Here is a 10,659-nt window from a genome sequence, read left to right on the forward strand (position 1 = left end):
TTACGGGCCAGTGCATGGGTGACCTCGGACTGCGCGGCCGTGGCATTGCCCTGTTCTAGCAACTCGGCGGAACGGCGAGCAGTCAGCACTGCGTCTGCGCCGGTGGCCAGCAAGCCGCCGGAGCGCACCAAAGTGCTGGTCGACGCGTTACCCAGCAATACTTCCATGGACGCCGCGCCGCTTTGACCGCGAGGAACTCGCAAAGGTCTGGCGGCTTCCTCCCCCAAGGTGTTCTCTACCACGGCCACGCCACCGGGCGATAGCGTCAGCTTTCCACCGTGGTAAGCATCGGAGATAGCCTGACTTAAGCCATGCCGCTGAAGCTCGGGGTTGCCGCCGCGGGTCAACGGTTGCCCTGAACTTTGAAGGTGGTTGAGCGTGGAAACGATCCGACCTTCGTTGTGCGTGACGACCGCCCATTGCCGTATGTTCCAGCTCGCCTGCCCGTGCGCATCCATCTGTGCCACATTCTTCGAGGCGTAGCTCGTCGGCAGGTTACTTATCGGGTCATCGAAAAAAGCGTTTGTGATGGCCCGTGCTTGGTCCCTGGTTTGGTTCAGACCGGCATTGGTGTGGAGTTCCCCGTTGATCAATGCCACCTGTGCCGCATCGCTTAACCGCTGGACCTTCATCGCCATCCGGTCCAGCGCGCCCTGGTCCCCATTCAACGCGGCGAAGCCGTCTTTCGTTGAAGCCAGATCTGACAAAGCCAGCATCGTGCCAGTTCTGTATGCGCGTAGCGGCCCACCCGAATGGGGGCTCACACCCAAAGCGTGGGCCAGCGCTCTGTCATTTGGCAGGTTGATGAGATTGGTGGCCGCGTCCTTGTCGAAACGCCCTGACCGCACCAACGTCCGCAACAGGGGATCTTCGGAGAACACTTGCTGTTCGAGAGCATGGTGGCTCTGGAACAGGGGATTGCTGCTTGGCATGACCTAGGCTCCTTCCTCGTTGCCTCGTGGAATCAAATATCCGACGCGTCGATGAACGAGATGCCGCTGGATTCCGCATCGTCGGGAATGCCGGCAGCGAGGACTGCGGCCTTGAAGACGTGGTCGCAGAACGCCTTGGGATTAAAAGGCGTGCGAAAGACGTGAGCCCCTGCGAGCGCTTCTCGGCGGAATATCAAGCTCGCGCCACCCGCCATAGCGTAGAACTTCCCGCGCACATAGTCGCCATCGATTTTGATCCGCAACCTCGATGCGCCCTCATCGAGAGCGTCCAGCTCCCGCACCACGTCGCAGAGGTAGTGGCGCGGGCCTGGCGTTCCGTCGGCTAGACGGTAGTCCACGTCTGCGAAAGCAAACGCCTTCGGATCCACGGCCACCATGACGTCATGGAGGCGTTCGGAAACCAGCCAGTAGCCACTGAATCCCGCCTCCAAGTCACGTGGCTCGGGGCCTGCGTTTGGCTCATAGGTCAGCAGTGGCGTTTCGCGAAGGGGCGGAAACCCACCATCTTCCGGCCGTAGGATCAGCCGTGGCGGCGAAAGAAGCTCGCGCTCGTTGGTGAACTGAACCCCGCAGACCGGGCGGTTGCTCTCCATGTCAGACACAAACATGAAAAAAAAGCCTGGCGCTGGCTTGTTCGGGATGGTTGATTCCATGTGCTGGATCTCGTCCATTTTGGGTTGGCCTCTGCGTGCTGGGAAAGCTTACCTCCCAGCCACTGATGAAAGAGTAAGAAAATGCTGGAATGCCTAGTTAAGTTAGATATTTGGTTGCCTCGAATGAGGCCTATATTTTGGCATGGCGCAGGCTCCTTCCTCGTCGCCTGGCGGCATCAAATATCCGATGCGTCGACTAAAGAAATGCCGCTAGCTTCGGCGCTGTCAGGAATGCCGGATGCGAGGACCGCGGCCTTGAAGACTTGGTCGCAGAAGGCCGTGGGGTTGAAGGGCGTGCGGAACACATGAGCCCCCTTCAGCGCTTCGCTGCGGAAAGCCAAGCTCGCGCCGCCAGCCAACGAATAGACTTTCCCACGCACATAGTCGTCATCAATCTTGATCTTCAACCGCGATCCAGCCTCATCGAGCGCATCTCGCTCGCGCACCACGTCGCAAAGGTAGTGGCGGGCACCTGGAGTTCCATCGGCCATGCGGTAATCCACCTCCGCAAAGGCAAACGCCTCGGGATCCACCGACGCCCGCACGTCATGGAGGCGCGCGGATATCAGCCAATAGCCACTGAACCCTGCCTCCAGGTCTCGTGGCTCGGGGCCTGCGCTGGGCTCAAGAGTTAGCAGCGGGAGTTCTCGCAACGGCGGGAAGCCACCTTCGTCCGGGCGCAAGATCAACCGTGGCGATGAAAGAAGCTGGCGCTTGTTGGTGAACTGCACCCCGCAGGCCGAGCGGTTGCTCTCCACGTCCGGCTCGAACATGTAGTAGGCGCCTAGCGCGGGTTTGTTCGGGGTGACTGATTCCATGTGCTGGATCTCGTACGTGTTGGGTTGGCTTCCGCCTGCTGGGGATAGCTTATCCCTGGCAAATGATGGGAGCTAAGGCACTGCTGAAATGCCTAGCCAAGCTAGTTCTTCGTCGCCTCATTCGATAGGGGCTAGGCTCCTTGCTGGAGATGATTTCCATCGGTTTGTAGCTAGGAGCGGGGTGGGTGTGAAGTCGGCTACTGTCACCTATGACGCGTGCGTTGCGTGTCGGAAGCTAGATGGCATCTGAAGGATTTTGCCCCAGAGCATACCCCTCTGCTGCCGCCGTTTAGTCGACGCTTTCGTACCCAGCCAGTCCGGGCAATGACGAAGGTCACATGACAGTCATGCCCTGCTGTGGTGGACTTCGGCGGTTACCTTGACCGGAATTGCCAATGCGTCGTCTCACCTGCCTGATTGCTCCCTCTCTTCTTGCGTTGTGCTGCGGCAACGTGCTGGCACAGTCGTCCGGCGAGCCGGTTCCCAATGGTCGTCTACCGACCTGGGCAGTACCGGAGCGCTACAGCCTCGCGCTCAAGATCGACCCGGAGCAGACGCAATTCAGCGGCCGCACCACCATCCGCGTGCAGCTCAAGCAGGCGTCCGACCATCTCTGGCTGCACGGCAAGGAATTGAAGGTCAGCAAGGTCACCGTCAAGCCCGGCAAGGGCAAGGCGCTGACTGCACGCTACGTGGAAGCCGATGCGCAAACCGGCGTGGCAAGGCTGGATTTCGGCCGCACGCTCTCGCCGCAGACGCTTACCGTGGAGATCGCCTACAGCGCGCCGCTCAACCAACAGCTGCAGGGCCTTTACCAGGTGAAATACCAGGGCAAGGCGTATGCGATGACGCAGATGGAGCCGATCAGTGCGCGCTACGCGTTCCCCGGCTTCGACGAGCCGGCGTTCAAGACGCCGTTCGACATCAGCCTGACCGTGCCCAGCGATGACCAGGCACTGGCCAACACCATCGCGACCTCGACCAAGCCGGCCGGCAAGGGCTGGAAGACGGTGACGTTCGCCCCGACCGTGCCGCTGCCGACCTATTTGGTCGCCTACGCCGCCGGCCCGTGGGACGTGGTGGATGTGGCGCCGATGCCGGCCACCCCGCAGCGCCCCAACGCCACGCCGTTGCGCGGCATTGCCGCCAAGGGCCAGGGCCCGCGCATCACCCCCGCACTGGACCAGACCCCGGCCATCATCGCCGCGCTGGAGGACTACTACGCCTTCGGTTATCCGTTCGACAAGCTCGATCTGGTCGCAGCGCCGGACTTCAGCGCCGGCGCGATGGAAAACCCGGGGTTTGTGACCTTCCGCGATTGGCTGCTGTTGTTGGACAAGGATTCGCCGGCCGAGAACGTGCAGCGTTCCTTCAACGTCAATGCGCACGAGCTGGCGCATCAGTGGACCGGCGACACCGTGACCATGGCGTGGTGGGACGACCTGTGGCTCAACGAAGCGTTCGCGACCTGGATGCAGCAGAAGATCACCATGCAGCTGCATCCGGAATACCACGCCAATCTGGACCGTATCGGCGGTGCGCAGCATGCGATGGAAAACGACAGCCTGGTGAGCGCACGCAAGATTCGCCAGCCGATCACCGGCAATGGCGATATCGAAACCGCCTTCGACGGCATCACCTACCAGAAGGGCGCGGCGGTGCTGGCGATGTTTGAAGCCTTCGTTGGCGAAGGCGTGTTCCGTCAGGGCATGCGCGCCTATATCGCCAAGCATAAGTTCGGCAACGCCACCGCCGATGACCTGGTCGATGCAATCGCAGAAGCGGCCGGCAAGGGCGATGATTTCAAGGCCGCATTCCGCAGCTTCCTCAACCAGCCGGGCGTGCCGTATCTGCAGACCCAGGTGGCGCGCGAAGGCGGCAAGACCGTGGTCAAGCTGCAGCAGCAACGCTACCTGCCGCTGGGCTCCAGCGGCTCTGCCGCGCAACAGTGGGGCGTGCCGGTGTGCGTGAAGTACGGCAAGGGCAAGAACCAGGTTGGCACCGCCTGCCAGTTGCTTGAGGGCGGCAGCGGCAGCATCGTGCTGGAAGGCGCCGGCAAGAACACCTGGGTGTTCCCGAATGCGCGTGGCGCCGGCTATTACCGTTTCTCGCTGCCCAGCAAGCAGTTGGCGGCGCTGGGCAAGCAGGTCGGCCAGCTGGACGATAACGAACAGCTCGCCTACGCCGATGCGATCAATGCGGCGTACCGTCACGGCGATGCCGACAACGCGGCCGTGCTGGCAGCGCTCGCGCAGTTGGCGCCGTCGGCATCGGCCGATGTGTCGACCGCGTTGCTGGACCGCTTCGGGTGGATCTGGCGTTACCAGGCCACCACCGAGGCCCAGCGCGGCGCATTGCGCAAGGCCGCCGAACAGGCGTACCTGCCGCGTCTGCGTGCGCTGGGCTACACGCGGCGCAGCGGTGAGTCGATCGACGACACCGCACTGCGCACGTCGCTGGCCAGTGTGTTCGCCTTGCGTCTGCAGAACGCAGAGGTCCGCAAGGCCCTGCTGGCGCAAGGCGATGCGGTGCTGGCCGGCGGCAAGGGTGCGCTGGATTTCTCCGCCGCCAACCCGGACTTGCTCGGCACCGTGCTGGCAGTGACTGTCCAGGAACGCGGCGCACCGGCAGTGCAGGCGCTGATCGATGCATTGCGCACGCATGCCGACCCGGCCCAGCGCAACGCCATGATCGCCGCACTGGGTGCGGTGCAGGACCCGGCGCTGCTGAAGCAGGTGCGCGATTTCGCGCTGACCGACGCGATCAAGGTAGGCGAGATGAAAAGCCTGCTGATGCGCGGGCACAGCGATGAGCGTTCGCATGAGTCGATGTGGGCCTGGTTCACCGCCAACTTCGACCGCATCGTGCAACGCAGTGGCTCGTTCGATGGTGGCGGGTTGCCGGCGCTGGGTGCTTCCGGTGGCTGCAGCGTGGACGAGGCCGATCGCCTGGATGCGTTCTTCAAGCCGCGCCTGGCCAAGCTCAGTGGCGCCGACCGTGGCCTGGCGCAGACCGGCGAGACCATCCGCCTGTGCGCTGCGCTACGGCAGGCGCAGGCCCGCAAGCGTTAAAGGCCATCCGCTCCGGTGGCAACGCAAGATCCCACCGGCCTGGCGTGAGCGACTCGGGATCATCACTCATCCAGTGAGGTTGGTTCTACTGCATCGGCCGCAGGCGAAAGTGCTACACGCGTTGATGTGGCACGGGCGCCACAACAACGTGCCAGGTTGGAGTGATTGCTTCCTCATGCTGAGCCGATGTTAGCCAAGGCCGCCACTGGCGATGCAGCAAGCGGCTCAGCTATAGGACCGCACGACCTGCGGCGTTGCCATCCCTCGGTTTCTCTGCGAGCGTGAAGCGCCGCCGGTTTCTAGCGGCGGCGCGAAATTACGCTTTTAGTAGTGGATGGTTGCCGTGGTGGAGGTAGTGTCCAACTGGTAGTTGCATTGCAAATCGAGGCCGGAGTTATCGATGATCTCCTCCCACGGCGGCGACCTGACCTGCTTCATCCGGTAGTCGTATACGGCCACCCCGGTGAACGTGATATTGCCGCTCGCCGGATACTCGTCACAACTGTCCACCGAGTACACCTCCAGTGCGCCCGCCATGATCTGGGTCAGATCGCCATAGGAGGTAGTGCTGAGCCTTACGCTGCGTCCGCTGGTGACATTGCGGGTATCGATGTTCCAGCTTGAGCAGACGCTTCCGGCAGCACATATCGCATAGACGTCCCCGTTGATCTGGTCGCCGCTCTTGGCTGGAATGAAATCGCTATACCAGACCACGCCCTCCTTGCAGCAGTTCCAACTGCTCAGGTCCCAGCTGTTGCTTTCGCCGCGGTAACCCAGTACCGGTTGCAGAATGACAGGCGTATCGCTTTGCAATGCCGGAAAGAAGTAGATCGTCTGCCTCGCCACGTTGGTTGGGTTCGGCGGCACTTTCCAATTCGCCACGATGCGTCCGGGCGACCCCGCTGTAGTACCCGGCTGAGCTGATGTAGGCGTGGTCGATGGCAGCCGGGACGGGGCTGCGCTTTTTGAAGGCAGCGCTGGACGCGCCGCGGCGGACCTCCTGACCGTCCAGACCAAGACCATTGGGCCGTACCCGAACGCCGTTGGAGGTGAAATTATCCTGGCTGCAGCGCGCAGATTGTTCCTGGATACCATTGGCTTTTTGCAGCGTGCCGTCGGCAAGAATACGTTCGCTAGCGCCAATATGACGAACACAGGCAGGCGCGAAATAACCGAACGGCGTCTGCACATAGTCCTGCGGGACACCAGCAGGCTTGTGCTGGCCGGCGAGATTGGCCACGCGCGTGAGTCGTGCGTCCGGCGCCTGGGTCTGCGCAAACGCGGTGCCGGTAGTACTCATGCCAACCAGAGTTAGAAACAGAAGCGCTGCAGCGCTCGCATAACGGCGTGACGCGGAGCGCTGGGTCGGTGATTCGGAATTCAAGAGCCTCTCCAAAGCGAGTTAAAAAAGTTGAGAAGTCGAGCTGTGCCGCCAGAGCTATGCACACGAATGCACATCGGCCTGGCACAGTCGCGAGATGTAGACGGGGGCAATGGATGATTGTTCGTCGAGATGATTGCTATGCGGCCAAAGGGGCGCTGAAGATGACCGGGCTATGAAAGTTCCGCTTGTGGTTTTTCGTCGAATTAAGCGCTCAAATACGCATACTTTCGACAAGCATGCGCTGTATCGCATTCGCATATTTAACCCCGTTTGGTTCTCGTACCGAGACGAATGGGCGCTTGCAGCGAGTCGTCTCAAAACGCGGCGCGCAGGTGGTCTGCGTGGAGCTTGATCGACTCAGGTGTCGGAGCAGCCACACACCTCACGCCAATGCAGGCACGGCTGTCGGCTCTGGCGAATCGATCCGCTCGCGCGCAGGCACGCAAGCGCAGAATGCGCGTTCGCGGCGGTGGGAGCAGCATGGCGCGTCCGCCACCGCGAGTGCCGGTATGGATCAGGCGATACACCTGCGAGGCGAGAGCTTCGTATTGCGCCGCTGGCGTGCAGACGACCTGGATGCCTTGGTGCGGCATGCCAACGACCCGTTGGTGCCGCGCGGATTGAGCGAGCGATTCCCTCACCCATATACCCGTGCCGATGGCGAAGCGTTCCTAGCGGGTAGGGTTGTCGATTTGCGAGACCCGGTGCTGGCCATCGAGATCGATGGCCGGGCCTGCGGCACGATCGCAGTGCGCCCAGGGCAGGGCGAACGTCGCTACTCGGCCGAGCTGGGGTATTGGATCGGTCGCACGTACTGGGGCCGCGGCTGGATGACACGCATCGTGGGCACGTATGTCGCCTGGGCGATGCAGACACGACCGCTGTATCGTGTGCAGGCCACCGTGCTCGATCGCAATCCTGCATCGGCCACGGTGTTGCTGCGCAATGGCTTCGTCGAAGAAGGCGTCAGCCGCTGTGCGCTGCTCAAGCCGGATGGGCTGCACGATCTGCGTGTGTTCGCGCGGGTGAATCCACCCGTTGCGGTTGGCGTGCCGGTGTGCACATCCGCCCCTGCGTGATTGCATGCACATGATGGCCAGCTGCAGGACTGGAAATGGCCGCCGCAGGAGTCTTGCAGATGCTGCGCGCAGTCGGCCACCTCAACCTCGCCCCCGCAGAGCGGCGCAACGTTCAACATGCTTCGGCGCAGCCGCCATGTACGGACCATCGCGCCGGTGGCTTACCATCGGCGTCACTGCCTGTGCGGCAGCGGCCTTACCGGTACTGCAACACGATCGACACGCAGACGGCGAAACGGCCGGAAGCAGCCGTTCCGCACTGCAAGCAACTCGAACTCCTGGATCCGACAATGACACAGCATGATGGACGCGGCGGACGGCCGCCACGCGACGGCGGCTCTGGCCCCTCTCACAACCCGTGGGGCCGCGCTGCGCCGCGCACACCTGCACCGCGCAGTGCCGCACCCCGCGCTCCAGCGCAGCACACTTCCGCTGTCACGCCACCTGCCGCTGCAGCAAGCGGCAACGCGCGTGAGGTGCGGCTGTACGGCATCAACGCCGTGCAGGCCGTGTTCAAGGCGCGCCCGCAGGCGCTGCGCAAGCTGTACCTAAGCGAGGCGCGCATTCCGCAGTTCAAGGCGCTGCTGGCCTGGTGCGTGACCCAGCGCATCGGCTATCGGGTGGTGGACGAGGCCGATCTGAGCAAGCTCGCTGCCAGTGCGCACCATGAAGGCATCGTCGCCGAGGTGCTGCGCGTCGCCCCGCAACCGTTGCAGGAATGGCTGGCAGCGTTGCCGCAGGGCCCGGTGCTGGCGCTGTGGCTGGACGGGGTGGGCAACCCGCACAACTTCGGGGCGATATTGCGCTCGTCGGCGCACTTCGGTGTGGCCGGTCTGTTGTTGCCGGCCGGCTCCACGTTGGGCCTGTCGGGCGCGGCGGCACGCGTGGCCGAAGGCGGCGCCGAAGCGGTACCGCTGGTGCAACTGCCCGACACTGCAACGGCGATGGCGCAGCTGCGCCAGGCCGGTTTTGCGATTGCCGCGACCTTGGTCGATGGTGGCCAGGACGTCTTCGCCGCCGCGCTGCCGCAGCGCCTGGTGTATGTGATGGGCGCGGAAAGCGAAGGCATGGACCGCGCCTTCGCGCGCGATTGCGATCTGCAGTTGTCGATCCGCGGCAGCGGCAAGGTGGAAAGTCTCAACGTCGCCTCGGCCACTGCGGTCTTCCAGGCCGCCTGGCACGCGCGCGTGCTCAACGGAGAACACTGATGGTGCGTTTTTGTGCGTTGTTGCTTGCGACCGGTTGCCTGTTCAGTGCCAACGCGTCTGCCGCCACGCCGGCGGCACCTCCCGAGGTGCGCACCGATCATGGTGTGGTGCGTGGCCAATGGCAGGACGACGGCAGTGCGGTCTTCCGCGCGATCCCCTTCGCTGCGCCGCCACTGGGCGCGCTGCGCTGGCGCCCGCCGCAACCGGTCGCCGCATGGACGCAGGTGCGCGACGCCACTCAGGCCGCCACGCCGTGCGTGCAGCCGGCGCTGGGCTGGAACAACGCCATGGCCAGGCGCGGCACCGAAGATTGCCTCTATGTCGAAGTGCAGACACCGCAGTTGCATCCGGCCAAGCCGCTGCCGGTGTTCGTATGGATCCACGGTGGCGCGAACGTGGCCGGCGGCGCCGACGGACATCTGCCCACCAACCTGGTGGCGCAGGGCATGCTGGTGGTGACGCTGCAATACCGGCTGGGCGCGCTGGGGTTCCTGTCGTTGCCGGAGCTGACCGATGGCGACAACGAAGCCGCCGGCAATGTCGCCTTGCTCGATCAGATCGCGGCGCTGCAATGGGTGCGCGACAACATCGCGCAGTTCGGCGGCGACCCCGCGCGAGTCACGATTGCCGGGCAGTCGGCCGGCGGCCAGGACGTGGGCTTGCTGATGCTCAGCCCGCTCGCACGTGGCCTGTTCTCGGCAGCCATCGAACAGAGCGGCACTGCCGGCTTCGGCCTGCCGGCGCGCAGCCTGGAAGACAATCGCGCGCTGGGTGTGAGCATTGCCAAACGTGCCGGCATCGACGATTCGGCCACACGGCTGGCGCAACTACGCGCGTTGCCGGCCGACCAACTGCTCAAGGCCGCGCAGGGCGTGGATGTGCCGGCCTTGGATGACGACGGCTATATCTGGTTGCAGGCGGTGGTCGACGGGCGCGTGCTGCCACGTGCGCCGGCCGAACTGCTGGCTGCCGGCGCGCAGGCAAAGGTGCCACTGTTGATCGGTTACGTGGTGCAGGAACTGCGCTATGGCGGCGAGGACGGCGCCGAGAAGCGGGTGCGCCGCGACTATCCCGACCACGCCGACACCATCCTGCAAACGCATCGTGCCGCTATCGCGCAGCGCGCCGCGCGGCAAGGCAATGCATCCATGCAATTGTCCACCGATCTCACCTTCCGCTGCCCGGCGGTGACCGTGGCGCAACGCCAGGCTGCGCTGGGCGTGCCGGTGTGGCATTACGTGTTCGATACGGCGGTGCCCGGTGGGCAGGTGACACATAGCGCCGAGTTGCCGTTCCTGTTCAAGAATCTGCCGATCGGCCAGCCGCCGGTGTCCCTGCAGCGCTATTGGGCCGCGTTCGTGCAGCAGGGCAATCCGAATGCCAAGGGCCTGCCGGCTTGGCCGGCATTTGCGCCGGCACAGGCGGGGCTGCAGTTCGATGCGCGTGGCGTGCAACCCATCAAGCACGCGCGTCCGGCGGTATGTGCAGGCGTG

General features: G+C 63.8%; 8 protein-coding genes and 1 pseudogene. 4 read left to right on the plus strand and 5 right to left on the minus strand.

Annotated elements, in window-relative coordinates; translation table 11 throughout:
• The 3 genes and pseudogenes from LN450_RS20580 to LN450_RS20590 all read right to left on the minus strand — a co-directional run.
• Window positions 1-932: pseudogene (locus LN450_RS20580) on the minus strand (hypothetical protein); the annotation flags it as partial.
• Between the two features lie 32 nt (window positions 933-964).
• Complete coding sequence (locus LN450_RS20585) at window positions 965-1,624, minus strand: DUF1629 domain-containing protein (protein WP_011348403.1); 660 nt, start codon at window positions 1,622-1,624, stop codon at window positions 965-967.
• 158 nt (window positions 1,625-1,782) lie between these two features.
• Complete coding sequence (locus tag LN450_RS20590; RefSeq protein ID WP_011348402.1) at window positions 1,783-2,424, minus strand: DUF1629 domain-containing protein; 642 nt, start codon at window positions 2,422-2,424, stop codon at window positions 1,783-1,785.
• A gap of 395 nt (window positions 2,425-2,819) precedes the next feature.
• On the opposite strand from LN450_RS20590, the gene LN450_RS20595 reads away from it, so the two are divergent.
• Complete coding sequence (locus LN450_RS20595; RefSeq protein ID WP_011348401.1) at window positions 2,820-5,495, plus strand: M1 family metallopeptidase; 2,676 nt, start codon at window positions 2,820-2,822, stop codon at window positions 5,493-5,495.
• A 324-nt stretch (window positions 5,496-5,819) separates the two neighbouring features.
• Here the strand turns inward: LN450_RS20595 and LN450_RS20600 are convergent, their stop codons facing one another.
• Together LN450_RS20600 and LN450_RS20605 are read right to left on the minus strand one after the other, a co-directional pair.
• Window positions 5,820-6,209, minus strand: coding sequence for a hypothetical protein (locus tag LN450_RS20600; RefSeq protein WP_228884959.1), 390 nt, complete (start codon window positions 6,207-6,209; stop codon window positions 5,820-5,822).
• Window positions 6,196-6,879 (minus strand): hypothetical protein, encoded by a 684-nt coding sequence (locus LN450_RS20605; RefSeq protein ID WP_228884958.1) that lies wholly within the window; start codon window positions 6,877-6,879, stop codon window positions 6,196-6,198. Before LN450_RS20605 ends, LN450_RS20600 begins: the two co-directional genes overlap by 14 nt.
• 509 nt (window positions 6,880-7,388) lie before the next feature.
• Between LN450_RS20605 and LN450_RS20610 the strand changes: the two genes are divergently transcribed.
• The 3 genes from LN450_RS20610 to LN450_RS20620 all read left to right on the plus strand — a co-directional run.
• Complete coding sequence (locus LN450_RS20610; RefSeq protein ID WP_011348399.1) at window positions 7,389-7,958, plus strand: GNAT family N-acetyltransferase; 570 nt, start codon at window positions 7,389-7,391, stop codon at window positions 7,956-7,958.
• A gap of 290 nt (window positions 7,959-8,248) precedes the next feature.
• Window positions 8,249-9,166: a TrmH family RNA methyltransferase gene (locus LN450_RS20615; protein ID WP_033479195.1), complete on the plus strand. Its 918-nt coding sequence runs from the start codon at window positions 8,249-8,251 to the stop codon at window positions 9,164-9,166.
• Window positions 9,166-10,659 (plus strand): carboxylesterase/lipase family protein (locus tag LN450_RS20620; RefSeq protein WP_228884955.1); only part of this gene is annotated, 1,494 nt, incomplete at its 3' end. The genes LN450_RS20615 and LN450_RS20620, both read left to right, overlap by 1 nt.

This window comes from Xanthomonas euvesicatoria pv. euvesicatoria (assembly GCF_020880415.1).
In the GTDB taxonomy this organism is placed as follows: Bacteria; Pseudomonadota; Gammaproteobacteria; order Xanthomonadales; family Xanthomonadaceae; genus Xanthomonas; species Xanthomonas euvesicatoria.

Excerpts from the sequence above, each read along its gene's own strand:
- LN450_RS20585 (WP_011348403.1), bottom strand. The coding sequence starts at position 1,624 with ATGGACGAGATCCAGCACATGGAATCAACCATCCCGAACAAGCCAGCG.
- LN450_RS20590 (WP_011348402.1), bottom strand. The coding sequence starts at position 2,424 with ATGGAATCAGTCACCCCGAACAAACCCGCGCTAGGCGCCTACTACATG.
- LN450_RS20595 (WP_011348401.1), top strand. The coding sequence starts at position 2,820 with ATGCGTCGTCTCACCTGCCTGATTGCTCCCTCTCTTCTTGCGTTGTGC.
- LN450_RS20610 (WP_011348399.1), top strand. The coding sequence starts at position 7,389 with ATGGATCAGGCGATACACCTGCGAGGCGAGAGCTTCGTATTGCGCCGC.
- LN450_RS20615 (WP_033479195.1), top strand. The coding sequence starts at position 8,249 with ATGACACAGCATGATGGACGCGGCGGACGGCCGCCACGCGACGGCGGC.